The sequence below is a fragment of the Vibrio sp. SALL6 genome, assembly GCF_002002385.1.
In the GTDB taxonomy this organism is placed as follows: Bacteria; Pseudomonadota; Gammaproteobacteria; order Enterobacterales; family Vibrionaceae; genus Vibrio; species Vibrio parahaemolyticus.
This window is the reverse complement of sequence record NZ_MQVK01000025.1, coordinates 28464-52443: the sequence shown is the minus strand read 5'-3', so window position 1 is coordinate 52443 and position 23980 is coordinate 28464. Positions and strand designations below refer to the sequence as shown.

Annotated in this window: 23 protein-coding genes; 12 read left to right on the top strand and 11 right to left on the bottom strand. The window is 44.6% G+C overall.

From position 1 onward, the window contains the following. Positions 1 to 185: 185 nt before the first annotated feature. The gene (gene nagE, locus BIW15_RS17030) at positions 186 to 1757 is read right to left on the bottom strand and encodes an N-acetylglucosamine-specific PTS transporter subunit IIBC (RefSeq protein ID WP_005454584.1); all 1572 of its coding nucleotides are present in this window, start codon (positions 1755 to 1757) and stop codon (positions 186 to 188) included. A 489-nt stretch (positions 1758 to 2246) separates the two neighbouring features. On the opposite strand from nagE, the gene nagA reads away from it, so the two are divergent. The 4 genes from nagA to asnB all read left to right on the top strand — a co-directional run bounded on the left by nagA (position 2247) and on the right by asnB (position 8178). Further along, entirely contained in the window at positions 2247 to 3383 is a 1137-nt protein-coding gene (nagA, locus tag BIW15_RS17020; protein ID WP_005478503.1) for an N-acetylglucosamine-6-phosphate deacetylase, read from the top strand. Positions 3384 to 3385: 2 nt separating this feature from the next. Continuing rightward, positions 3386 to 4600: an ROK family protein gene (locus BIW15_RS17015; protein WP_005454586.1), complete on the top strand. Its 1215-nt coding sequence runs from the start codon at positions 3386 to 3388 to the stop codon at positions 4598 to 4600. Between the two features lie 81 nt (positions 4601 to 4681). Continuing rightward, positions 4682 to 6271 carry a cation:proton antiporter family protein gene (locus BIW15_RS17010; protein WP_005454558.1) on the top strand — a complete coding sequence of 530 codons (1590 nt, stop codon included), beginning with the start codon at positions 4682 to 4684 and terminating at the stop codon, positions 6269 to 6271. A gap of 242 nt (positions 6272 to 6513) precedes the next feature. After that, positions 6514 to 8178, top strand: coding sequence for an asparagine synthase B (asnB, locus tag BIW15_RS17005; RefSeq protein ID WP_023585938.1), 1665 nt, complete (start codon positions 6514 to 6516; stop codon positions 8176 to 8178). Positions 8179 to 8285: 107 nt separating this feature from the next. Here the strand turns inward: asnB and rfaH are convergent, their stop codons facing one another. Then, positions 8286 to 8786: a transcription/translation regulatory transformer protein RfaH gene (gene rfaH / locus BIW15_RS17000; protein WP_077281327.1), complete on the bottom strand. Its 501-nt coding sequence runs from the start codon at positions 8784 to 8786 to the stop codon at positions 8286 to 8288. A gap of 333 nt (positions 8787 to 9119) precedes the next feature. Here rfaH and BIW15_RS16995 point away from each other — a divergent pair, with 333 nt between their 5' ends. Next, on the top strand, positions 9120 to 10508 hold the full coding sequence (locus BIW15_RS16995; protein ID WP_005454549.1) for a peptide MFS transporter: 1389 nt from the start codon (positions 9120 to 9122) through the stop codon (positions 10506 to 10508). 76 nt (positions 10509 to 10584) lie between these two features. On the opposite strand, the gene hemH is transcribed toward BIW15_RS16995, so the two are convergent. From hemH to htpG, 3 genes are all read right to left on the bottom strand, one after another. Further along, the gene (hemH, locus tag BIW15_RS16990) at positions 10585 to 11547 is read right to left on the bottom strand and encodes a ferrochelatase (RefSeq protein WP_077281326.1); all 963 of its coding nucleotides are present in this window, start codon (positions 11545 to 11547) and stop codon (positions 10585 to 10587) included. Positions 11548 to 11652: 105 nt separating this feature from the next. Further along, positions 11653 to 12297, bottom strand: a complete 645-nt coding sequence (gene adk / locus BIW15_RS16985; protein WP_005454556.1) for an adenylate kinase — start codon at positions 12295 to 12297, stop codon at positions 11653 to 11655. Positions 12298 to 12617: 320 nt separating this feature from the next. Next, positions 12618 to 14522, bottom strand: a complete 1905-nt coding sequence (gene htpG / locus BIW15_RS16980) for a molecular chaperone HtpG (protein ID WP_005478520.1) — start codon at positions 14520 to 14522, stop codon at positions 12618 to 12620. 270 nt (positions 14523 to 14792) lie between these two features. Between htpG and toxR the strand changes: the two genes are divergently transcribed. From toxR to BIW15_RS16960, 4 genes are read left to right on the top strand one after another with little or no spacing between them, the layout of a single operon-like run. Then, positions 14793 to 15671, top strand: a complete 879-nt coding sequence (gene toxR / locus BIW15_RS16975) for a transcriptional regulator ToxR (protein ID WP_077281325.1) — start codon at positions 14793 to 14795, stop codon at positions 15669 to 15671. Positions 15672 to 15682: 11 nt separating this feature from the next. Then, the gene (gene toxS / locus BIW15_RS16970; RefSeq protein WP_005454545.1) at positions 15683 to 16198 is read left to right on the top strand and encodes a transmembrane regulator ToxS; all 516 of its coding nucleotides are present in this window, start codon (positions 15683 to 15685) and stop codon (positions 16196 to 16198) included. 46 nt (positions 16199 to 16244) lie between these two features. Next, positions 16245 to 17000 carry a sulfite exporter TauE/SafE family protein gene (locus BIW15_RS16965; protein WP_025504342.1) on the top strand — a complete coding sequence of 252 codons (756 nt, stop codon included), beginning with the start codon at positions 16245 to 16247 and terminating at the stop codon, positions 16998 to 17000. 21 nt (positions 17001 to 17021) lie between these two features. Next, positions 17022 to 17300, top strand: coding sequence for a SelT/SelW/SelH family protein (locus BIW15_RS16960; protein ID WP_021823418.1), 279 nt, complete (start codon positions 17022 to 17024; stop codon positions 17298 to 17300). 58 nt (positions 17301 to 17358) lie between these two features. Here the strand turns inward: BIW15_RS16960 and yfcE are convergent, their stop codons facing one another. From yfcE to BIW15_RS16930, 6 genes are all read right to left on the bottom strand, one after another. Then, the gene (gene yfcE / locus BIW15_RS16955) at positions 17359 to 17904 is read right to left on the bottom strand and encodes a phosphodiesterase (protein WP_077281324.1); all 546 of its coding nucleotides are present in this window, start codon (positions 17902 to 17904) and stop codon (positions 17359 to 17361) included. A gap of 69 nt (positions 17905 to 17973) precedes the next feature. Next, entirely contained in the window at positions 17974 to 18183 is a 210-nt protein-coding gene (locus BIW15_RS25350; RefSeq protein WP_011105727.1) for a hypothetical protein, read from the bottom strand. A gap of 142 nt (positions 18184 to 18325) precedes the next feature. Continuing rightward, complete coding sequence (locus tag BIW15_RS16945) at positions 18326 to 18733, bottom strand: CBS domain-containing protein (protein WP_025442175.1); 408 nt, start codon at positions 18731 to 18733, stop codon at positions 18326 to 18328. Further along, positions 18730 to 19080, bottom strand: a complete 351-nt coding sequence (locus tag BIW15_RS16940) for a P-II family nitrogen regulator (protein WP_005382084.1) — start codon at positions 19078 to 19080, stop codon at positions 18730 to 18732. The genes BIW15_RS16945 and BIW15_RS16940 overlap by 4 nt, the downstream gene beginning before the upstream one ends. Then, positions 19070 to 19861 (bottom strand): DUF1538 domain-containing protein, encoded by a 792-nt coding sequence (locus tag BIW15_RS16935; protein WP_005454529.1) that lies wholly within the window; start codon positions 19859 to 19861, stop codon positions 19070 to 19072. Before BIW15_RS16935 ends, BIW15_RS16940 begins: the two co-directional genes overlap by 11 nt. Continuing rightward, positions 19858 to 20592 carry a DUF1538 domain-containing protein gene (locus BIW15_RS16930; RefSeq protein ID WP_017448755.1) on the bottom strand — a complete coding sequence of 245 codons (735 nt, stop codon included), beginning with the start codon at positions 20590 to 20592 and terminating at the stop codon, positions 19858 to 19860. The genes BIW15_RS16935 and BIW15_RS16930 overlap by 4 nt, the downstream gene beginning before the upstream one ends. 285 nt (positions 20593 to 20877) lie before the next feature. Between BIW15_RS16930 and BIW15_RS16925 the strand changes: the two genes are divergently transcribed. The 3 genes from BIW15_RS16925 (at position 20878) to BIW15_RS16915 (ending at position 23964) form a co-directional block, all read left to right on the top strand. Continuing rightward, positions 20878 to 21795, top strand: a complete 918-nt coding sequence (locus tag BIW15_RS16925; protein WP_025521849.1) for a TIGR01777 family oxidoreductase — start codon at positions 20878 to 20880, stop codon at positions 21793 to 21795. A 38-nt stretch (positions 21796 to 21833) separates the two neighbouring features. Continuing rightward, the gene (locus tag BIW15_RS16920; protein WP_025525610.1) at positions 21834 to 22661 is read left to right on the top strand and encodes an SDR family oxidoreductase; all 828 of its coding nucleotides are present in this window, start codon (positions 21834 to 21836) and stop codon (positions 22659 to 22661) included. A gap of 448 nt (positions 22662 to 23109) precedes the next feature. After that, positions 23110 to 23964 (top strand): co-chaperone YbbN, encoded by an 855-nt coding sequence (locus tag BIW15_RS16915; RefSeq protein ID WP_005454528.1) that lies wholly within the window; start codon positions 23110 to 23112, stop codon positions 23962 to 23964. The last annotated feature ends 16 nt before the right edge of the window (positions 23965 to 23980 follow it).

Genomic DNA, 23980 nt, shown 5'->3' with positions numbered 1-23980 from the left:
TCCGATATGGTTTTACAGAGTGCATTGTTTCTAATGATCCACAATTCTAAGCCATTAGACAACAAGAACTCGCGCTAAAACGGCAATATTTATCGAGTTCGCGTGAATGCACAGCAGATTCAAAGCACTAAAACAAAAAAAGACCTCCCGAAGGAGGTCTCTAATCAAATATTAGTTCGATGTAATTATGGTAGTTTTACATTCGATAGGTCTTCGTTTGCGCCGATTGCTTTCATTTCACCAGCAACGATTTCTGCTAGAGGACCAAGGATAACTTGAAGGTTGTTTTCACCTAGTTTAACAACACCTTTCGCACCTAGTTTCTTCAACACTTCTTCATCAGCTACTGAACGATCTTTCAGAGTTAGACGTAGACGAGTGATACATGCGTCAATTGAAGTTAGGTTGTCATGACCACCTAGCGCTTTTAGGTATTGACGAGCTAGGTCACCACTTTTTGCTTCACCTGCTGGTGCTGCTGCTTGGCTATCATCATCTTCACGGCCTGGCGATTTTAGGTTAAACGCGCGGATTGCGAAGCTGAATGTGAAGAAGTAAAGAGCACCGAAGCCAAGACCAACTGCACCTAGTAGTAGAGGTTTAGTTGCTAGACCGTAGTTCAACAAGTAGTCAATTAGACCAGCAGAGAATGTGAAGCCGTGTAGCGTACCAAGCATGTTAGCAACAACTAGCGATAAACCAGTGAACACTGCGTGAATCGCGTATAGAGCAGGAGCTAGGAATACGAACATGAACTCTAGAGGCTCTGTGATACCAGTTAGGAATGAACAGAATGCAACAGAGAACAATGCACCACCAACTTGGCTACGTTTCTCAACAGGAGCTGCTAGGTACATAGCAAGTGCTGCACCCGGTAGGCCGAACATCATTACTGGGAAGAAACCGTTCATGAATACACCAGCGCTCTTATCGCCGCCGAAGAAACGGTGTAGGTCACCAGATTTAACTGTTTCAGTTACTTCTTTAACAGTTGCTGTAATTTCTGGAGTTACTGAGTTAGCGAATTCAAATGTGTGAGTTTGACCAGCAACAAGAGTCTTAGCTAGAGCTGGGTCAACACAAAGTTGTTGTAGTGCAGGAAGAGCTTGACCAGCAGCTGTTGCGCCAGAAACTAGCACTTCTTGACAAGAACCCATACCAAACCAGAAGAAAGAGTTCAGTACGTGGTGTAGACCTACAGGAATTAGAGCACGGTTAAGCGTACCGTATACAAACTGACCGATTGCGCCAGAAGTAGAGATACCGTGAGCAAGTGCATCTAGACCACCTTGGATTGTTGGCCATACAATACCTGAAACAGCACCAGCAACTAGGGCGAACAAACCAGCCATAATTGGCACTAGGCGCTTACCAGAGAAGAATGCTAGCCACTCAGGAAGACGTGTAGCATGGAAAGCGTTGTAAGAATGGCCAGCAATGATACCTGCGATGATACCACCGAAGAATGACATGTTAACTGACGCATCGATTGTTGACGCTGTCGCAGTAAGTACGAAGTACGCAACCGCACCAGCAAGACCTGCAGCACCTTGACCGTCTTTTGATAAGCCGATCGCGATACCTAGACCAAATAACAATGGAAGGTTAGAGAAGATTGAGTTACCGGCTTGTGCCATAAACGCGATGTCAAATACATCAGGTTGGCCCAAGCGCAGTAACAAGCCTGCGATTGGCAAAGTCGCGATAGGAAGCATAAGAGCTTTACCTAACTTCTGCGCGTATCCGAGAATATTCACCTTAAGTTCCCCCTATAGGATTCGATGTTATGTTGAATGACTTATTTCAGTCGTTCAATTTAGTCATCGTCAGTTTATGACATTAATTTTGCTCCGCAAATTAAAAGCTCATTGTTTGTGATCATAATCACCACAATTTGCCCTTTCGAAAGGTTTTTGCTAGCGAGATCATAAAACTTATTTTATTATACGAAAAAATGGCGTTTTAAAGATAATATTCTCGCACTTTATGCAAGGCAGAATCAGTGTTATTTTGGTATCTCGGCGGGTAATTCTTAGTAACTTTGCTCTGAAAAAGAATCATAAAAAACAATTCATTTATTATTTTTCAGTTAGTTACTCTGACAATGACATCGATAAAACGCAACTTGCTGTATGTGACTCGTTATCTAATTCAGTGATACAAACTAAGTACCCACATGACTCATTCAGTCGCCGATTAGATAACGATACAGAAATTGAATTCTCATCTATAAGGACTAGCTGACTATGTACGCGCTAAGTAACTGTAAAATCTATACCGGTAGTGATGTTCTTACCGATCATGCGGTCATCGTTGAAAACGATCTAATTCAATCCATTGTGCCCGTTGCTGAACTACCGAAAGGCATTGAAGTAAAAGATCTTAATGGAGCTAACTTAAGTCCTGGTTTTATCGACCTGCAACTGAACGGTTGTGGCGGCGTCATGTTGAACGATGCTATCACAGCAGAAACGATGCAAATCATGCACGAAGCAAACCTAAAGTCGGGTTGTACCAGCTTCCTTCCTACGCTGATCACTTCTTCTGATGAAGATATGCGCGCGGCAATCTCCGCAGCTCGCGAATATCACAAAAAATACCAAAACCAATCGCTTGGCTTACATCTTGAAGGCCCATACCTTAACGTCGCGAAAAAAGGTATTCATAGCGTTGACTTCATCCGTCCATCCGATGACGGCATGATTGACCTTATTTGCTCAAATGCAGACATCATTGCCAAAGTAACTCTTGCGCCAGAGCAGAACGACCCTGAACATATCGCACGCCTAAAAACTGCAGGCATTGTGGTATCAATCGGTCACACAAACGCGACCTATGCTGAAGCACGCAAAGGTTTTGAGGCCGGTATTACTTTTGCAACTCACCTATTCAATGCGATGACTCCTATGGTTGGTCGTGAGCCAGGAGTGGTTGGTGCTATTTACGATACACCAGAGATCTACGCAGGCATCATTGCTGACGGCTTCCACGTAGACTACGCAAACATTCGAATTGCTCATAAAATCAAAGGTGAAAAGCTTGTTTTGGTGACCGATGCCACAGCTCCGGCAGGTGCTAACATTGATCACTTTATTTTTGTCGGTAAGAAAGTATATTACCGAGATGGTAAGTGTGTTGATGAAAACGGCACACTAGGCGGCTCAGCTCTGACTATGATTGAAGCAGTTCAGAACACAGTTGAGCACGCAGGTATCGCTTTAGAAGAAGCTCTACGAATGGCTACACTGTACCCAGCGACAGCAATTGGCGTTGAGGACCGTCTCGGCCGTATTCGAAAAGGCATGGTTGCAAACCTGACTATTTTCGATCGTGACTTCAACGTTAAAGCGACGGTTGTTAACGGACAATACGAGCAAAATTAAGCATGAATGGCGGACAGATTGGTAATGTAGATTTAGTAAAACAGCTTAACAGCGCTGCGGTATACAGGCTGATTGATCAGCAAGGTCCTATCTCCCGAATTCAAGTCGCGGATGTTAGCCAGCTCGCTCCAGCGAGTGTTACCAAAATCACCCGTCAACTATTGGAACGCGGCCTCATTAAAGAGGTCGCCCAACAAGCTTCAACAGGTGGTCGTCGAGCAATCTCATTGACCACTGAAGTGAAGCCTTTTCACTCTATCGCCGTTCGTTTGGGTCGAGACTACGTTCAATTCTGTCTCTATGACTTAGGCGGCACTGCACTGGCAGAAGATCAACACGAACTTCACTACACCAACCAAGCCGATTTGATTGCAGGTCTTATTGATTTATTAAAAGACTTCGTAAGTCGTTGCCAAGATAAAATTGACCAGTTGATTGCTATCGGTATTACGTTACCAGGCCTAGTTAACCCTACGACAGGCGTCGTTGAGTACATGCCAAATACGGATATTGATAACCTTGCGCTTGGTGAAATTATCCGAGAGAAGTTCAATACGGCTTGTTTTGTCGGTAACGACGTCCGTGGTATGGCACTTGCGGAGCATTATTTTGGTGCTAGCCAAGATTGCCAAGACTCTATCTTAGTCAGTGTACACCGCGGTACTGGCGCAGGCATCATTGTTAACGGCCAAGTGTTTCTAGGTTTTAACCGTAACGTAGGTGAAATTGGCCACATTCAAATTGACCCTCTTGGTGAGCAATGCCAATGCGGCAACTTTGGCTGTCTTGAAACGGTTGCTGCTAACCCAGCGATCATCCAACGCGTTAAACAGCTCATAGCACAAGGCTATGAGTCTAGCTTAACGCAATTGGAGCACATTACGATTGAAGATGTATGCACTCATGCTATGAACGGTGATGAGCTCGCGAAACAGAGCTTAGTACGTGTTGGTAACCAGTTGGGTAAAGCCATCGCTATCACCATCAACTTGTTTAACCCACAAAAAATCGTGATTGCAGGTGACATCACCGCTGCACAAGACATTGTTTTCCCTGCAATTCAAAGAAATGTAGAAAACCAGTCACTGAAAACATTCCATAACGATCTTCCAATTGTGGCTTCTCACATTGATAAGCAGCCAACAATGGGCGCTTTCGCCATGATAAAACGAGCGATGTTAAATGGCGTTTTGTTACAAAAGTTACTAGAAGACTAAGTTTATACAACTAATTGAGTTACAATCTCGGGCTGTGTTTTCACAGCCCGTTTTCGTATATCAGGAATCTAGCTCAACAGTATGGAAATTATTCTAATTACAACGGCTTTTTTAGCAGGCTTCATCGCGCTCAAATGCAGCCTTCCCCCTCTAGTTGGTTTTCTACTAGCAGGTTTTGGCTTACATGCCTTTGGCTATCAAAGTAATGACGTTATTGTCACTCTGGCTGATCTCGGCGTTACTCTTTTGCTTTTTACTATTGGCTTAAAGCTCGATGTAAAAACATTGCTTTCCAAAGAAATTTGGGGCGGTGCAACAGCGCACAATATTCTTTCAACCGCTTTTTTTGCCCTTGCGTTGTCAGGACTAAAACTGCTTGGATTAACGTCCCTTGCAAGTATGGAAAGCGGGCAGATATTGCTCCTAGCCTTTGCACTTTCCTTCTCTAGCACTGTTTTCGCGGTAAAAACACTGCAGGAAAAAGGTGAACTCAACGCGACATACGCCACACTGGCCATCGGTATTTTGGTTATGCAAGATATCTTCGCCGTCGTGTTTCTGACTGTTTCGACAGGCAAAGTGCCAGAATGGTACGCCATAGGTCTATTTGCTCTTCCTCTTCTGCGCCCGCTGTTTTACAAGTTATTGGATAAAGTAGGCCACGGCGAGATGTTAGTGCTGTTCGGCATTTTCTTCGCGCTTGTTGTGGGTGCCGGACTGTTTGAGTTAGTTGGAATGAAACCAGACCTTGGCGCCTTGATTCTTGGCATGATGCTCGCTGGTCACCGTAAAGCGTCAGAGTTGTCTAAATCGCTATTTAATATGAAAGAGCTCTTTCTCGTCTGCTTCTTCTTAAATATCGGCCTATCCGCATCTTTGAGTCTAACGGGTATCGCACTAGCGCTTTTATTCATTGTCCTTCTGCCTATTAAAGGATTGCTATACTTCCTGACCATCAACCACTTTAAGTTTCGCGTGCGTACTTCCCTACTCGCTTCTTTATCACTGTTTAACTACAGCGAGTTCGGGCTCATTGTCGGTGGCCTGGCGTACAAAATGGGGTGGATGCCGAGTGACATGCTCGCAGCCATTGCTGTAGCGGTTTCACTATCCTTTATTATCTCAGCACCTCTAAATCGCTTGGGCCATAAAATTTATCAACATTCCGGTAAATGGTTACAAGAAACGGCTGCAGAGAAACTCAACCAACGTGACCAGTTGATCAACCCGGGACATGCTCAAGTACTTATTCTAGGCATGGGGCGAATTGGTACCGGTGCATATGACGAGCTACGCGCACGTTACGGCAAGATTTCTCTGGGGATTGAGATCCGTGAAGAAGCAGCACAACAACACCGTTCAGAAGGACGTAATGTCATTTCAGGGGATGCTACCGACCCAGATTTTTGGGAACGAATCCTAGATACTGGTCACGTAAAGTTAGTTTTATTGGCAATGCCACACCATCAAGGTAATCAAACGGCACTAGAACAACTTCAGCGTAGAAACTACAAAGGGCAAATTGCCGCTATTGCAGAATATCCAGACCAACTAGAAGGTTTGTTGGAAAGTGGTGTGGACGCTGCCTTTAATATATACAGCGAAGCAGGTAGTGGTTTTGCGCGACACGTGTGCAAACAACTAGAACCTCAGTTCACTTCAATAAAATAACCCTAAAAATACGCAACAACGCTACTACCAATTAAAAGCCTTTCTATCAATAGAGAGGCTTTTTTGTTTAATTTTCATACCAAACCTTAATTCCATTCATTAAAACAACAAATAAGTTAAATATTATTTAATCAACAAGGCTTTTTATCATTTTTTTAATCACAAAACGTTGCTTTTTTTACTCAGAATGGCAAATTGAATCCATACCGATTAGAAATTGTTTAGTTTAGAAAGGATGTTGTATGTGTTCAGTATTTGGGATTTTAGACATTAAAAGTGATGCAGCGGCACTGCGTCCTATCGCGTTAGAAATGTCGAAAAAGCTTCGTCACCGTGGCCCTGACTGGTCTGGTATCTACTCTTCAGAAAGAGCAATCCTAGCTCACGAGCGCTTGGCTATCGTTGGTCTAAATAGCGGTGCTCAACCACTATACAGCCCTGATAAAAAACTAATCCTTGCCGTTAACGGTGAGATCTACAACCACAAAGAGATTCGCGCTCGCTACGAAGGCAAGTACGAATTCCAAACAGACTCTGACTGTGAAGTTATTTTAGCGCTGTATCAAGACATGGGTGCTGATCTTCTTGAAGAGCTAAACGGCATTTTTGCTTTCGTACTGTACGATGAAGAAAAAGATGAGTACCTAGTAGGTCGTGACCATATCGGTATCATTCCACTTTACCAAGGTTACGATGAACACGGTAACTACTACGTCGCTTCCGAAATGAAAGCACTCGTACCCGTTTGTAAAACAGTCAGCGAATTCCCTCCAGGTTCGCACTACAGCTCAAAAGATACAGAACCTCAGCGTTACTACATCCGTGACTGGAACGAATATGCCGCTGTTCAAGGTAACAGCACGAGTAAAGAAGAACTAACAGAAGCACTGGAAGCAGCGGTGAAACGTCAACTAATGACTGACGTACCATACGGCGTACTACTATCTGGTGGTCTGGATTCATCCATCACATCTGCGGTAGCAAAACGCTATGCTGCGATGCGTATCGAAGACGATGAAAAATCAGAAGCATGGTGGCCTCAACTTCACTCTTTTGCGGTTGGTCTTGAAGGCGCTCCAGACTTAAAAGCAGCACGTGAAGTGGCAGAAAAAATTGGTACCGTTCACCACGAAATGACATACACCATTCAAGAAGGTTTGGATGCTATTCGTGACGTGATTTACCACATCGAGACTTATGACGTAACAACGATTCGTGCCTCAACGCCGATGTTCCTTATGGGCCGTAAAATCAAGGCAATGGGCATCAAAATGGTGCTTTCTGGTGAAGGCGCTGATGAAATCTTCGGTGGTTACTTGTACTTCCACAAAGCGCCAAACGCAAAAGAGTTCCACGAAGAAACGGTTCGTAAACTGCTGGCTCTAAACATGTTTGACTGTGCCCGTGCGAACAAATCGTTGGCGGCATGGGGCGTTGAAGGCCGTGTACCATTCTTGGATAAAGAGTTTATTGACGTCGCAATGCGCTTAAACCCTGCAGACAAAATGTGTGGCAACGGTAAGATGGAAAAACACATTCTTCGCGAATGTTTTGAGCATTACTTACCAGACTCAATCGCTTGGCGTCAAAAAGAGCAGTTTTCTGATGGCGTAGGTTACAGCTGGATTGACACTTTGAAGGCCGTAGCAGAAGAGAAAGTGACCGATCAACAGATGGAAACGGCTCAGTACCGCTTCCCATACAACACACCAACAACTAAAGAAGGTTACGTATACCGCGAAATTTTTGAGGAGTTGTTCCCATTACCATCAGCTGCAGAATGTGTACCAGGTGGTCCTTCTGTAGCGTGTTCATCAGCGAAAGCGATTGAGTGGGATGAGTCATTCAAGAACTGTGTTGACCCTTCAGGCCGTGCAGTGCAAACCGTTCACAACGACGCTTACTAAGTAGAATTGGGCTGGAGCAGCAATCCAGCCCAATTATTTAACTTGTTGACGTTAAGATCAAAAAGAGGTGCGTGCGCACCTCTTTTTTGTGTTGGTGTTATTAGCGACTACTTTAAGTCTAAATCGGTGTTATCAATGCTAACTGGCACTCGCTTCGAGATCATTTGCACCAACATGATTGAACGCTTCTCTCCGTCTTGTTCTTGGAAAATGGCATCAATACCTGCAAATTGTCCGCTCTTAACACGAACCTGATCACCTGGTTTAGGCATGCATTCGGGTATGTTTTTTTCTGTGCAGCATTTCTCTAGCTGCTTCAACTCAAACACAAGATCGCCTTGAACTTCTTTTGGTTGGGCACCAAATCGAACAAAGTCGACAACACCGCGCGTCGACCGAACCGACGTAAAGTTCGGGCCTTGTTCATAATCAAAACGTGCAAATACATAACAAGGAAACAACGGTTCTTCGACCTTTTGTCGCTTACCGCGCAAGATTTTTTCGACTTCTACAGTTGGGTAGAAGCACTCAACACCTTGATTTTCAAGATGCTGCTTAGCCCTTATTTGTTCTCCACGCTTACAATAAAGTAAATACCAACGTTTCATTTTATTACTAGCCAATTATATTTTTGTTTCATCCTAGCATTAAGCTAAAGGTGAGTCATGAATATTCAAATTATCCATAAGAAGAACATTATACATTGTTCGCATAACTTACACTTTTTCAAAAGGTTAAGAAAATAAGTCCATAGGCAAAAATGAAAATTAAGTTTGTAACACACACCAACCACCAACAAAAGCTCCACAAAATCAAAAATAAACAGTGACTTAACAATGTTATTTAGTCGTAAGGCAAAATTTTATTGTTTGTAAGCAGTTAAATTGCAATGTATACGTAGGTGTCGTTAAAAAATGTAATAACTACTATTAGAAGAGCTTATGTCAAACCAACATCAATATTTCGGTCACCCTCGTGGCTTGTTCTTATTGTTCGGCACAGAACTCTGGGAACGCTTTTCCTACTACGCAATGCGTGCCATTCTAGTACTCTACTTAACTGATACCACAATGAATGGTGGTTTGGGCTGGTCAACGAAAGACGCGCTCGACCTTTATGGCATTTACACCGGCCTTGTTTACATTACCCCATTGATTGGTGGTTACCTTGCCGATAACTACCTTGGCCAACGCCGCTCAATTTTGCTTGGTGGTGCATTAATGGCTATCGGCCAGTTCACACTGGCACTTCCGGCTGACGCACTAGGCTTCGGAGCACTTCACACTTTCTATTTAGGTCTTGCTCTGCTTATTTGTGGTAACGGTCTATTCAAGCCAAATATCTCTACCATGGTTGGTGACCTTTACAATGAAGGTGATAACCGTCGTGATGGCGCTTTCACTATCTTCTACATGGGTATCAACCTTGGTGCTCTGCTAGCCGGCGTGGTTTCTGGATCTGTAACGAACTCATTTGGTTGGAAAGCAGGTTTCGTAGCAGCGGGCGTGGGTATGATAATCAGCCTTGTCATGCAAATGTCACTTTCACAGTCTTGGCTTGGTGATATTGGCCGTGAGCCAGCCGCGAAACGCGACCTAAACAATAAGAACGCCAAAACAAAACAGCCTCTTACCAAAGAAGAAGTAGATCGCATTAAAGTTATCTTGGTGATGAGCCTGTTTACTATCGTATTCTGGGCTGGTTTCGAGCAAGCTGGCGGTCTGATGAACATTTACACTCAGCAGTACACCGATCGTATGATTGGCGGTTTTGAAGTACCTGCAGCTTGGTTCCAGTCACTAAACCCATTCTTTATCATTACGCTTGCGCCTGTCCTTGCGGTTCTATGGGTGAAACTAGGTAAACGTGAACCAAACTCACCAGCGAAATTTGCTTTAGCTATGTTCTTCTTGGCACTAGGCTTCCTATGCATGGTTGGTGCAGTAATGGAACAAGGTGGTGATACTAACGTGAAAACATCCATGCTATGGCTAGTTGGCGCGTTCTTCTTCCATACTTTGGGCGAACTGTGCCTATCCCCTATTGGTCTGTCTCTTGTAACCAAACTGGCTCCGCTACGTCTTGCATCGTTGATGATGGGTGCATGGTTTGGTTGTAACGCTATTGCGAACTATGTCGCTGGTTACGTGGGTTCTCATGTGGGTGAACTTGGTGCAATGGCTATCTTTAGTGGCATCGCAGTAACCGCATTGATCAGTGGTGTGATTCTAATGTTATTCTCGAACACGCTTGTTCGTTGGATGCACGGTGCAGAAAACACTCACAGCACTGCAGAACAAATTGAAGAGCAACAAACACAAGTTGCTTAACATGGTTTCAAAGTTACTAAAAAGGGTCGCAATCGCGACCCTTTTCTGTATTCATTCAGTACAGAAAACCAAAGCTCTACAGCTTGCTGCGTACTAGTTCTGCCATCATATCGATATGCATGTCATCGTCGTTAAGGCATGGAATATAGTGGAACTGCTCACCACCCGCTTCCATAAAGATCTCTTTGTTCTCTCCAGCTATTTCTTCCAACGTTTCTAAACAATCAGATGAAAATGCAGGAGTCATGATATCAATTTTCTTCACGCCTTTACTGGTGATGGTTTCCAATGTTTTATCAGTGTAAGGCTGTAGCCACTCTTCTCGGCCAAAACGAGACTGATAAGACATACCAATCTGATCCGATGATAAACCAAGCGCCTCACCGAGCAAGCGAGTGGTCGCTTCACAATGCTGAGGATAAATGTCGCCATTGTCTGCATAACGTTTAGGAATACCGTGATATGAACACAGCAAGTAATCCCCTTTGCCATACTCTTCCCAGTATTGTCGAACCGAGTGTGCAAGCGCTTCGATGTACACTGGATGATCGTGATAATCGCGAATAAAGCTGAATGCTGGCATCACTGGCAGTTGCTTAAACGCTTTTGTGATTCCATCAGACACGGCTGCGGTGGTTGTCCCAGAATATTGTGGGTACAACGGTAGCACAATAACCTCTTCCACACCTTGAGCGATAAGAGCTTCAAAACCAGATTGAAGGCTTGGGTTGCCATAAGTCATGCCGAGTTCCACAGGCATATCGAGATGCTGAGCAAGTTTCTTTGCCTGGCGTTTGGAATACACCATTAAAGGTGAGCCCTCTTCCATCCATACCGATTCATACAACTTAGCGACCTTTGGCGAGCGTATTGGAAGAATCACACCATGTAAAATTGGACACCAAAGCCATCGTGCCATATCGACTACACGATGATCATGAAGAAACTGACTTAAGAAGCGCTTAACCGCTGGAGCGGTAGGTTCATCAGGTGTTCCTAGGTTAACCAGTAACACACCTTGTTTATTTTTAGTTTGCATTGCGTCCCTTTGTTTTCCCAGCATATAAAATGTATAAAAAAAGCGACCTTACGGCCGCTTCACTATAACAAAATTATTAAAAATTTTGATAATAGGTATTACCTATTATGCTAATGCCTTCTCGATATCAGCACTTACTTCAGCTACTTGCTTAGTACCGTCAAATTTTAGGTACTTAGTTTTGCCTGCTGCAGCTTCTTTACCGTAGTAATCGATAAGTGGTGCAGTTTGCTCGTGGTAAACACCTAGACGTGCACGTACTGTTTCTTCTTTGTCGTCATCGCGAACAACAAGATCTTCACCCGTTACGTCGTCTTTACCTTCCACTTTAGGTGGGTTGTAAACAACGTGGTAAGTACGACCTGAAGGAAGGTGAGCACGACGACCAGCCATACGCTCAACGATCACATCGTCAGCTACGTCGAATTCGATAACGTAATCTACTTCAACGCCCATTTCTTTTAGGCCATCAGCCTGAGGAATAGTGCGTGGGAAACCATCTAGTAGGAAACCTTTCTCACAATCGTCTTGAGCGATACGCTCTTTGATAAGACCAAGGATGATTTCATCAGAAACTAGCTGACCAGCGTCGATAACAGCTTTAGCTTGTTTGCCAAGTTCTGTACCTGCTTTGATAGCAGCACGAAGCATATCACCAGTAGAGATTTGTGGAATACCGTATTTATCCATGATGAAGTTTGCTTGTGTGCCTTTACCTGCACCTGGAGCACCTAGAAGAATGATGCGCATGATTTATCCTCTTTTATATTTAAGATTTATACCGAAGCTCACAATAGCTGTGCTTCGCAGGCATAAACCCTAGAAGCGCTCGCAACGATAAGTTTCGGTATAAGGTATATAGGCGGGCAAAAATACACGCCTTATTACTCACATTCAAGTCACAGATTCTATCACAGGTTCACAGAGCAAAGAGTGAATTAAGACTAAAGAATGTTAACAACACCCTCTTTCTGCAGCTATTGATTATTAACTCAACACCTGTAATGCGAAATTTTGCGACAACAAACAAAAAGCTCGCATTATGCGAGCTTTTCGATATTGATGACTTATTAAACCTTAGTCAAAAGCTTGTTGATAGCACCCAAGAACTGCGTTGGATCTTCCATCGAGCCGCGCTCTGCTAACATGGCTTGACCAAGTAGCACTTCGACCCAGCGGCCAAACGCTTCTTCATCCGCTTCATCCGCCATGCGCTTAACAAGTTCGTGCTCTGGGTTGATTTCAAAGATGTATTTCACTTCTGGCACAGCTTGACCTGCGGCAGCAAGCAGCTTCGCCATCTGAGTCCCCATCTCGTAATCATCCGTCACAACGACTGCGGGCGTAGATGCAAGTTTAAAGGTCGTACGCACGTCTTTCACGCGATCACCCAAGTAAGACTTGGTACGCTCAACAACCGATTTGAACTCTTCTTCGGTTTCTTTTTGCTTTTCTTTATCGGCTTCGTCTTCAAACTTACTCAAGTCAAGGCCAGCTTTTGTAATCGATTGGAACTGCTTACCATCAAACTCAGTTAGGTAGTTCATCAACCACTCGTCAATGCGGTCGAACATCAAAATGACTTCGATGCCTTTCGCTTTAAACTGCTCTAAGTGAGGGCTATTCTTCGCCGCCGCGTAGCTGTCTGCAGTTAAGTAGTAGATCTTATCTTGACCTTCTTTCATGCGCTCAACGTAGGATGCGAGACCAACGGTTTGTTCCGCAGAATCAACTTCTGTTGAAGCAAAACGCAACAGACCTGCAATTTTCTCTTTGTTCGCAAAGTCTTCCGCTGGGCCTTCTTTCAACACTAGGCCAAACTCTTTCCAGAATGATTGGTATTTTTCTTCATCATTCTTCGCCATGCGCTCAAGCATGGTCAGTACACGTTTCGTGCATGCATTGCGTAGCGACTGAGTCACTTTGTTGTCTTGTAGAATTTCACGCGAAACGTTGAGTGGCAGATCGTTTGAATCAATCAAGCCACGTACGAAACGCAGGTAAGACGGCATAAACTGTTCAGCATCATCCATAATGAACACACGTTGCACGTACAGTTTCAGACCTGACTTATGATCACGATTCATCATATCCCATGGCGCTTTCGATGGGATGTAAAGTAGGCTAGTGTAGTCGTTTTTACCTTCTACGCGGTTATGGCTCCACACCAATGGATCAGCGAAATCGTGTGAAACGTGTTTGTAGAATTCTTGGTACTCTTCATCTGAGATATCTGCTTTATTGCGCGTCCACAACGCTTGAGCTTTGTTGATTTGCTCCCATTTCTTCTCATCTGTCTCTTTACCGTCTTCATCACGCACTACAGTTTGGATAGAAACAGGAATGCCGATGTGATCCGAGTACTTGCTGATGACATCGCGCAGACGCCATTCATTTAAGAACTCTTTACCTTCGTCACGCATGTGAAGAATGATGTCAGTACCACGAGATTCTTTAGTGATGTTTTCAATGGTGTACTCACCCTCGCCCGCAGAATGCCATTGCACAGCTTCATCTGCTGGCAAACCTGCAGCACGAGTGCGCACGGTCACCGCATCAGCAACGATAAATGCAGAGTAGAAGCCAACACCAAATTGGCCGATCAATTGCGAGTCTTTGCTTTGCTCTTCTGAAAGCTTTGAGAAGAATTCCGCGGTGCCTGATTTTGCGATGGTGCCTAAATGTTCGATAACGTCATTGCGGCTCATACCGATACCGTTATCAGAAATCGTTAGGGTATTTGCACTTTCATCAAACGACAGCTTAACGCCAAGATCTGCGTTACCTTCATATAAATCTGGATTCGAAAGTGCCTGAAAACGCAATTTGTCTGATGCATCTGATGCGTTAGAAATCAGCTCGCGCAAAAAGATCTCTTTATTGGAATAAAGAGAATGGATCATTAAATGAAGTAGTTGTTTTACTTCTGATTGAAAACCACGAGTTTCTTTATTTTGAGATACGGTTTCGCTCATGTGTGCTCCATAACATCTAAACTAACAGGCTTTTTCAGGGACGACTTTGTGATTTAGCCCCATGAAATCACCACACTAAGATGTCATTTAACATGTGGCTGACAAATGTAAATTCAAGGTCAATATTGCTAAAAACGGTGTTTTTTTAGAAAAATTTAATTATCCTACCCCCCTAAAAGCATCTAAAACGTCGCGTATCTCCCATGCGCAAACGTAATTTTGTGATATAAATCACCATAATTACAACATCATCCATCTAAGAAGAACTAAATGACTAACATCGGCACCAAATTTCTACTTGCTCAAAGGTTTACCTTTGATCCAAATAGTAATTCGCTCGCTGACCAACAAAGCGGCAACGAAGTTGTACGATTAGGAAGCAACGAAAGCCGTATACTCCTGATGTTGGCGGAGAGACCAAACGAAGTTTTAACCCGTAACGAGCTTCACGAGTTTGTTTGGCGTGAGCAAGGTTTTGAGGTGGATGACTCAAGCCTGACTCAAGCGATTTCTACTCTGCGTAAGATGTTGAAGGATTCAACCAAATCTCCAGAGTTTGTTAAAACCGTTCCAAAACGAGGCTATCAACTCATTTGTACTGTTGAACGCCTAAGCCCACTTTCTTCAGACCCAAGCTCAATTGAAGTTGAAGAGCCAGCTTCTGATAACAATGACGCCTCTGCTAATGAGGTAGAAACGATCGTAGAGCCGTCTTTGGCGACGCCTTCTGACGCAATCGTTGAACCAGAAGCGCCAGTAGTACCTGAAAAAGCACCTGTGGCTTCTGCTGTGAATCCATGGATTCCACGCGTTATTTTATTTTTGGCACTATTACTACCGATTTGCGTACTGCTGTTTACAAACCCTGCGGAATCTCAGTTCCGTCAGATTGGTGAGTATCAGAACGTACCAGTGATGACACCTGTAAATCACCCGCAAATCAACAACTGGTTGCCTTCTATTGAGCAGTGCATTGAACGCTACGTTAAGCACCATGCAGAAGACTCCTTACCAGTGGAAGTGATTGCCACTGGCGGACAAAATAACCAGCTGATTTTGAACTACATTCATGACAGCAACCACTCGTATGAGAACGTGACATTGCGTATTTTCGCAGGTCAAAACGATCCAACAGACATCTGCAAATAAAGGAGGCCAGCATGAAGATTAAAGTAGCATCTGCGGTTTTGGCCGTATCTATCCTTTTCAGTGGTTGGTTGTACTGGGGCAGTGACCTTAAAGTTGAGCAAGTGCTTACATCAAATGAATGGCAGTCAACCATGGTGACTGTGATTACTGATAACTTGCCAGACGATACCGTAGGCCCGTTACGTCGAGTGAATGTGGAGTCGAACGTTAAGTACCTGCCGAATGGCGATTACATTCGCGTGGCAAACATCAAACTGTTCGCACAAGGCTCGACGGCTGAATCGACAATTAATATTTCAGAGAAAGGTCGCTGGGAAGTGAGTGATAACTATCTGCTTGTTTCTCCTTCTGAGTTCAAAGATATTTCTTCTTCTCAATCCAAGGATTTTTCTGAAGCGCAACTACGTTTAATTACTCAAATCTTTAAGCTAGATGCAGAACAAAGCCGCCGAATTGACGTGGTTAATGAGAAGACTCTGCTATTAACTAGCCTAAATCACGGTTCTACGGTACTGTTTAGAAACTGAATTTAATTAGTGATAAGGGGGCAAGATGCCCCCTTAATTTTTTCTCATGGATTGGTTAGACACTTTCACTCTCTTTTTCGGCTCGCTCGTTGCAAATACGTTGGCATCTCTTTCTGGTGGCGGCGCCGGTTTGCTACAGTTTCCTCTACTTATTTTTCTTGGCTTACCGTTCTCCGTTGCACTAGGCACTCATAAAGTGGCTTCTGTTGCTTTAGGCTTAGGAGCTGCAAGCACTCACCTCAAAGCCGGCACCATTAAATTGCCCATCGCCCTTTATCTGATTTTTGTTGGCAGTATAGGCGTTGTGATTGGCGCAAACCTCATCGTTCATATCCCTGATGGTATTGCGGAAAAGATGCTAGGCAGTATGATTCTGGCACTCGGTATTTATTCCCGCTTGAAAAAGCAGCTGGGGCAAACCGAAATCATTAAGCATCGCAATCAATTGGGTTGGATTCTTGGTGGTATTGGCATCATGTTGATAGGCATCGTCAACGGGTCTTTAACCGCTGGCTCTGGGTTGCTTGTCACTCTCTTTCTTGTGCGTTGGTTTGGGTTCGATTACAAACAAGCGGTCGCCTACACCATGATTTGTGTCGGACTGTTTTGGAATGGTATTGGCGGCGTCGCGGTTGTACAAGCAGGAGCACCGATTCACTGGGCTTGGTTACCAGTATTGTTGTTGAGCTCTTTTCTTGGAGGCAGTTTAGGCGCGTGGGCCGCAACTCGCTATAGCAACCGAGTGATTAAAATTGCGTTCGAAATTCTCACGTTTGCCGTGGGCATCAAATTGCTGGTTTAACCCAGTTAAAAGGAAATTTTCATGGATAAAGCAATCATTGATATTTATTACTGCCGACAATGCAACTGGATGTTGCGTTCGACTTGGCTATCACAAGAGTTGCTGCATACTTTTAGCGAAGAAATCGAAACCATCAGTTTGCATCCAGACACAGGTGGTCGATTCGAGATTTTCTGCAATGGCCAGCAAATTTGGGAACGTAAGAAGGACGGCGGTTTTCCTGAGGCAAAAGTACTAAAACAGCGCGTAAGAGACATCATCGACCCAGAGCGCGATCTCGGTCATTCCGATACAAAATAAGGGAACACTCGGTTCCCTTATTTAAATCATTTTCGTAGCGACTAACCTTAGTTGGTCGTTAAATCGTCGTCTGCGCCAGCACTTCACCTTCTGGCGTTTGAACACTGAACGTATTCCCATCCAGTAATCCAAAGCTTCTTGGTAAACCATTACGCGGGAAAGTCATTGAACCAGGGTTAAAGATCATCACACCCTCTTTCATTTCGGCTACGGGAACATGCGTATGACCATGAGCGATGATGTCACCCTCTCGCAAAGGCGGTCTTTTATCACTGTTGTACAAATGGCCATGCGTCAGAAAGATTCGCTTACCAGACTCTAGCAATACCCACGCGTAATCCATCATCATTGGGAAGTTCAGCAGCATTTGATCTACTTCGCTGTCACAATTACCGCGTACGGAAATGATTTGCTGACTGTATTGGTTGAGAAGCTCCGCCACTTGGGGCGGGTTATACCCTTCCGGAATCGGGTTGCGTGGTCCGTGGTTCAACGTGTCACCCAACAGCACCAAATGCTTTGCACCTGATGCTAGGAATAACTTGATGGTTTCTTCGGTTGCTGGCAAAGAGCCATGCAGGTCTGAGGCAAAAAATAGTTTCACGACGTTGTCTCCTCAAAATGTATGAGGCTATTCTACGGCATTCTGACGAATGCTCAACCGACTTCCCGATTACTGATGACGCACAGTCTCAATCAGCATTGGTAGCAAATGGAACCAAGCAAAATATCCGGCACCGACTAAAACTAATGTCCAAAAAACCATCGAAATGAACTTCGACTTCGCTAAATGGTGTAACGGGTCCGGTTCCCCACACCCTGGACATGTGTGAGCACGTTTCGATATTTGTTTCTCACACACAGGGCAAGAGACTAAAGGCATGATTTAAATTCCTCAACTATATGCTTAGGGCACAAAGAATAGCGCCTGTGAAAATATATGCAACATCACTAATAATCAATATCTTAGAGATTGACGCATGTCGCTGACTTGAGAAAAATATTACGCATGTTACTTACACAGTTTAGCCATCCTCTCTGACCATGCCATTAATCACGATATTGTTGTAACTCACCATGCCGATCACTTCGCCATCTTCAATCACGGGCGCGCGGCTGATCCCAAATCGCTCAAACAGACGAGCACAGTATTTAACGTTCATATTAGGATCGACACACAAAGCAGGCTTAGTCATGATTTCGTAGATATTGGTGCGCTGAGGGGCACGGTTATTTGCCAACACTTTCTTCGCAATATCATTCATTAGCACAATGCCGTATTCGTCGTTGTCATCGCGCTTTTTGACCACCAGCGCTTTCACTTGATACTTCTTTGCTAGAGTAATGCCTTCGTATACGGTCATCAGTCCATCTACCATAACGTAAGTAGCAGCCATGACATCCCTTACTCGTACTATCGTTTGATTACTCATAGTTCATCCTCAACCACCTTGGTCAACGTTTCGACTTGATGCGCAACACCTACGGCATCCTCGATATCAATTTGAATCGCAATCCCCTGCCCCGACTCTCGGTCAAACTCTCCCACTTCATTAATGGTCTCAAGTATGTGCCGAGAAAGGTGCTCTTCCACCACAAAAAGCAGAACATCCTTTTGCACTTCTAGGGTTAATCCAAAAAACGTCCGCTTCTGATTTAAACCTTGACCACGAGCATTATTGATCACGGTCGCCCCCGTTGCTCCTGCATCACGAGCCGCATCGAGCACCTTGTCTGTTTTGCTGTCTTCAACAAACGCGAGTATCAATTTAAAGCGCATTTTCTTCGTCCTCCGAGGTGTCTTTATTAAGCCACTGAGTAATTTGCGCATACCCCATTACGGATATCATTGGAAACAAACTGGCGAAGGCGATAAGCCCAAAGCCATCAATCATCGGATTCCTGCCTGGCACAGTTGACGCTAATCCTAACCCAAGCGCCGTCACTAAAGGCACTGTCACGGTAGAGGTAGTGACACCACCTGAATCGTAGGCAAGTGGAATGATCAACTTAGGCGCATAAAAGGTTTGAATCACCACGACGATATACCCCGCAATGATGTAGTAATGAATCGGGTCGCCCACCACAATACGATAACTGCCAAGCGCGATACCTATCGCTACGCCTAAAGCAACCGCAACTCGTAAGCCATTTACACTAATACTGCCACCAGACACTTGATTGGCTTTGATGGCCACTGCAATCAAAGATGGCTCAGCAATGGTCGTACTAAAGCCGATAAAAAAAGCAAAGGTGTACACCCAATAATAGTCGACCCACTCTAACGCCTGCCCAATAGAGACTTTAAACTCTCGGACGAATTCAGGAGCGGTCAACTGCACCGCCATTGTTTCGCCCAACGGAAACAATGCCATCTCCAAACCGAGTAAAAACAACGATAATCCAACAATGACATACGCAAAACCGAGCAACACTTTTTTGAGGTTATTCACTGGGCGGCGCAGCACAGCCAATTGAAAGCCAAAAATAATCGCCGCAATCGGGATCACATCACGAATGGTGGACAGCAACGTATCTAAGAAATGTTCGAATGAAATCATGTAACGGCCATCCCATAAATCATGACAAACATCATTGGCAGTAAAGAGGCAAACGCAATCAACCCAAAACCATCCACCATAGGGTTACGCCCTTTAATGGCCGAAGCTAACCCCACACCTAATGCCGTCACCAAAGGGACGGTAATCGTTGACGTGGTCACGCCACCCGAGTCGTAAGCAACGCCGATGATCGACTCTGGCGCAAACCAAGTGAGAGTCACAACGCCAACATAACCACCGATGATCATGTAATGAATTGGCCACCCTTTTAAGATGCGCAGCACCCCAATCACAATCGCAACCCCAACAGAAAAAGCCACCGTGATCCGCAGGCCAACGCCATACTCCGTCATGGATTGTTCGGAATTAGGGATCATCCCGCCTTCAGCCGCCACCTCTGAGGCCTCTTCTGCAACAGCAGTCAATGCTGGCTCTGCGATAGTGGTTCCAAACCCCAAGCAAAACGCAAAAATCAATAACCAAAACACACTGCCCTTTCGAGCAAAGGCTTGTGCCATATTTTCGCCAATGGGGAACAAGCCGAGTTCTAGCCCGAAAATAAAAAACGTCAGGCCTAAAATGACCAACAACAAACCAAAAAGAATCGAGACCAAGTTAGGTAAAGGCTCTTGCAGAACCACCAATTGGAAGAAGGTAATAACAATCACAATAGGAAGAAGATCGCGGGCACTGTTAAACAGAGCGCGGAACAAAGCAGTGAGTGCTTCCATGCAAATCCTCCCTTTGACGAACAAGTTATTGGCTCTGAAGGCGAGACCTGTCCGGTGATATCCTTATCATCTACTCTCAGTGTGGCATAAATTTCTACTCACAAACGTGAACAACCTTATGTCACCACTAACATTTGGTTACATTTTCCTAATATGTGAACTGGATGAGCCACCACGAAAATTTATCTGAAAGATGGAAGAACGCATGATAAGCAGCGCTGAACTGATCAAGCGAGGCGCAAAACGACTATAATGTTCTAATATATTGACATTCAAAGAGATGCTATGAAGATATTACTTACAGGTGGAACTGGGTTTATAGGGTCTGAGTTACTCAAACTGCTCACCACTCATCAGATAGTGTTACTGACCCGATCGCCAGACCAAGCCAAACAGCACTTGCAGTACGCTGATTTAGGTAATATCGAGTACCTTGCTTCTCTTGATGAACTCGCCGATCTCAACAACATAGATGCTGTCATCAACCTCGCAGGAGAACCAATCGCAGACAAGCGTTGGACGGAGCAGCAAAAAGAGAAAATTTGCAACAGTCGCTGGAAAATTACCGAGCAAATTGTTGAGCTGATTCACGCCAGTACCGAACCGCCTTCTGTGTTTCTTAGTGGATCTGCTGTCGGTTATTACGGCGACCAGCAGGATCATCCGTTCGATGAGTGTCTTCATGTGAATAACGACGATTTCCCGCATATGGTTTGCGCTAAGTGGGAACAAATCGCCAAACGAGCTGAGTCCGAACAAACCCGCGTTTGCTTTCTCCGGACAGGCGTCGTACTCGGGCTTAATGGCGGAGCACTCGCGAAAATGCTCTTGCCTTACAAATTGGGGTTAGGCGGACCGCTTGGCAATGGCAATCAATACATGCCTTGGATTCATATCCTCGATATGGTTCGTGCCATTATGTACCTGCTTGAAACCCCTCACGCGCATGGTGCCTTCAACATGTGCGCCCCTCACCCTGTGACTAACCGGATATTTAGCCGCACGTTAGCGAAAACACTCAAACGTCCTCATATTCTATTCACACCTAAATGGGTCATGGCATTGGCGATGGGAGAATCGGCATGTTTGCTGTTTGACAGTATGCGAGCCAAACCTAAGAAACTCACCGAGCTTGGCTTTAAATTTAGTTACTCAAGAATAGAACCAGCACTGAAGCACTTGCTTCAAGATAGAAGCTGTTGAATGATAAAGCTTATCTGTCTCTCGCATTAAGCTAACACATGAATAAATCCATCCTCATTACGGGTTGCTCAACGGGCATCGGGTACGTTTGTGCTCATGCACTCCATAAACAAGGCTTTAACGTCATCGCCTCTTGTAGAAAGCTTGATGACGTTCAACGACTCCAATCAGAAGGGTTAACCTGTATCCACCTCGACCTCGACGACCCAATAAGCATCACTAGTGGCGCAAAACAAGCGATCGAATTGGCTCAAGGCCAGCTTTATGCCCTGTTCAATAACGGCGCATATGGTCAGCCCGGTGCATTAGAAGATCTGCCTACCGAAGCATTGAAAGCACAATTTCAAACCAACTTTTTTGGTTGGCACCAATTGGTTCAAGAGGTACTACCCACTATGCGTGCTCAGGGTGAAGGACGCATTATTCAAAACAGTTCCGTCTTGGGTTTTGCCGCAATGAAGTATCGTGGGGCGTACAACGCCTCAAAGTTTGCCCTAGAAGGGTGGACAGACACATTACGGCTCGAACTTGCTGATACCGACATCAAAGTGGCGTTGATAGAGCCCGGCCCCATTGAAACGCAATTTAGACACAACGCTCTGCACGCTTTTGAGCAATGGATTGACGTAGATTCAAGCCCTCACCGTATCGCGTATGAAGGACAGAAAAAGCGTTTAGATAACGATAAATCGAATAATCGATTCGTGCTGCCCGCAGAAGCTTGTATCGAACCCGTTCTTCACGCGCTAACCAGCAATAAACCTAAAATTCGCTATCGCATTACGACACCAACCAAGTTGTTTGCGATTTTGAAACGATTATTACCCACTCGTGTCCTCGATAAAATTTTGCGACAAGCTGCATAGAAATATTTTGTCGTAATGTAATTTCATCGTAACAATGTGATGTCATTATGAGCACGTAGGTTTAAAAAACCTCACGCGCTCGAATCAATTTCTTATTAAGTTTATCAATTAAGACTTCCTCTTAAGATTTTGAACTTAAAAAGATTTGGTATCGCCACCCAGTATGTTTTGTACGAATGCGAGGCAACAATGACATTAAATCAGCTGAACTGGCTTAGTGTGGGTGTAGTGTTGACGATGTTCATCCTATTTTGATACCACACCTTGCACGATGCCATGCTCTGCTATCTAACGTGCGAGAACCACCAAATTAATTGCACTTTCGCTTGCAAATAGGATAACGCTGCTTCGGCAGCGTTTTTCCTAATATGCCCGACCCGCTTGATTTTCCATTCAATTAGCTCCATATCTACAGACATCGACCTGAATTAAAAGCAAGGACACTCAGATGCAATCCCCATTTATCGTTGAGTTAACAGAACAGAATTTTAGAGAAGTGCTTGAAGGATCAATGAACACGCCCGTTCTGATTCATTTTTGGGCCAACGCTCAACCAGAAAGCGCACAAGTGCTACCTGAGTTGCAAGCTCTCACTCAACAGTACAATGGTGCTTTTACATTGGCTCTGCTGAACTGTGAAGATCAACCAGCGCTTGCTTCCCAATTTGGTGTGCAAGTACTGCCAACAATCGCGTTGTTTGTTAATGGACAAGCGGTCGATGGCTTAGGCGGGCCTCAACCAATCGAAGCGATTGGCGCAATGCTACAAAAACATTTGCCAAGCCCTGACGAGCAACTATTGAAGCAAGTAAGCGAACTGCTTCAACAAGGCGAACATGCACAAGCTCTGAACGTCATTCAAACGCTGTCAGATGAACTGCAATCACGCGGTGATGTAAAATTAGCGAAAGCCGATTGTTTGCTAGAAACCAAACAATTCGAATTAGCACAAGAGTTGTTAGCAACCATCCCACTGGAGTATCAAGACAACTCTTACAAAAGCTTAATCGCGAAACTGGAACTGCATCAGCAAGCGGCTGAAAGTCCAGAATTAAAGCGCTTGGAACAAGAGTTGGCTGCTAACCCAGACAATTTCGAATTGGCATGTGAGCTAGCAGTACAATACAACCAAGTGGGTCGTGATGAAGAAGCGCTAGAGCTACTTTGGAACATTTTAAAAGTAAACCTAGGCGCGCAAGATGGCGAAGTGAAGAAGACCTTTATGGATATCTTAAGCGCCTTAGGACAAGGCAACGCTATTGCAAGTAAATATCGTCGCCAGCTGTACTCCATCTTGTACTAAACCCAGAGTTCTTCTA

Excerpts from the sequence above, each read along its gene's own strand:
- nagA (WP_005478503.1), top strand. The coding sequence starts at position 2,247 with ATGTACGCGCTAAGTAACTGTAAAATCTATACCGGTAGTGATGTTCTT.
- BIW15_RS17015 (WP_005454586.1), top strand. The coding sequence starts at position 3,386 with ATGAATGGCGGACAGATTGGTAATGTAGATTTAGTAAAACAGCTTAAC.
- BIW15_RS17010 (WP_005454558.1), top strand. The coding sequence starts at position 4,682 with ATGGAAATTATTCTAATTACAACGGCTTTTTTAGCAGGCTTCATCGCG.
- asnB (WP_023585938.1), top strand. The coding sequence starts at position 6,514 with ATGTGTTCAGTATTTGGGATTTTAGACATTAAAAGTGATGCAGCGGCA.
- rfaH (WP_077281327.1), bottom strand. The coding sequence starts at position 8,786 with ATGAAACGTTGGTATTTACTTTATTGTAAGCGTGGAGAACAAATAAGG.
- BIW15_RS16995 (WP_005454549.1), top strand. The coding sequence starts at position 9,120 with ATGTCAAACCAACATCAATATTTCGGTCACCCTCGTGGCTTGTTCTTA.
- hemH (WP_077281326.1), bottom strand. The coding sequence starts at position 11,547 with ATGCAAACTAAAAATAAACAAGGTGTGTTACTGGTTAACCTAGGAACA.
- adk (WP_005454556.1), bottom strand. The coding sequence starts at position 12,297 with ATGCGCATCATTCTTCTAGGTGCTCCAGGTGCAGGTAAAGGCACACAA.
- htpG (WP_005478520.1), bottom strand. The coding sequence starts at position 14,522 with ATGAGCGAAACCGTATCTCAAAATAAAGAAACTCGTGGTTTTCAATCA.
- toxR (WP_077281325.1), top strand. The coding sequence starts at position 14,793 with ATGACTAACATCGGCACCAAATTTCTACTTGCTCAAAGGTTTACCTTT.
- toxS (WP_005454545.1), top strand. The coding sequence starts at position 15,683 with ATGAAGATTAAAGTAGCATCTGCGGTTTTGGCCGTATCTATCCTTTTC.
- BIW15_RS16965 (WP_025504342.1), top strand. The coding sequence starts at position 16,245 with ATGGATTGGTTAGACACTTTCACTCTCTTTTTCGGCTCGCTCGTTGCA.
- BIW15_RS16960 (WP_021823418.1), top strand. The coding sequence starts at position 17,022 with ATGGATAAAGCAATCATTGATATTTATTACTGCCGACAATGCAACTGG.
- BIW15_RS25350 (WP_011105727.1), bottom strand. The coding sequence starts at position 18,183 with ATGCCTTTAGTCTCTTGCCCTGTGTGTGAGAAACAAATATCGAAACGT.
- BIW15_RS16945 (WP_025442175.1), bottom strand. The coding sequence starts at position 18,733 with ATGAGTAATCAAACGATAGTACGAGTAAGGGATGTCATGGCTGCTACT.
- BIW15_RS16940 (WP_005382084.1), bottom strand. The coding sequence starts at position 19,080 with ATGCGCTTTAAATTGATACTCGCGTTTGTTGAAGACAGCAAAACAGAC.
- BIW15_RS16935 (WP_005454529.1), bottom strand. The coding sequence starts at position 19,861 with ATGATTTCATTCGAACATTTCTTAGATACGTTGCTGTCCACCATTCGT.
- BIW15_RS16930 (WP_017448755.1), bottom strand. The coding sequence starts at position 20,592 with ATGGAAGCACTCACTGCTTTGTTCCGCGCTCTGTTTAACAGTGCCCGC.
- BIW15_RS16925 (WP_025521849.1), top strand. The coding sequence starts at position 20,878 with ATGAAGATATTACTTACAGGTGGAACTGGGTTTATAGGGTCTGAGTTA.
- BIW15_RS16920 (WP_025525610.1), top strand. The coding sequence starts at position 21,834 with ATGAATAAATCCATCCTCATTACGGGTTGCTCAACGGGCATCGGGTAC.
- BIW15_RS16915 (WP_005454528.1), top strand. The coding sequence starts at position 23,110 with ATGCAATCCCCATTTATCGTTGAGTTAACAGAACAGAATTTTAGAGAA.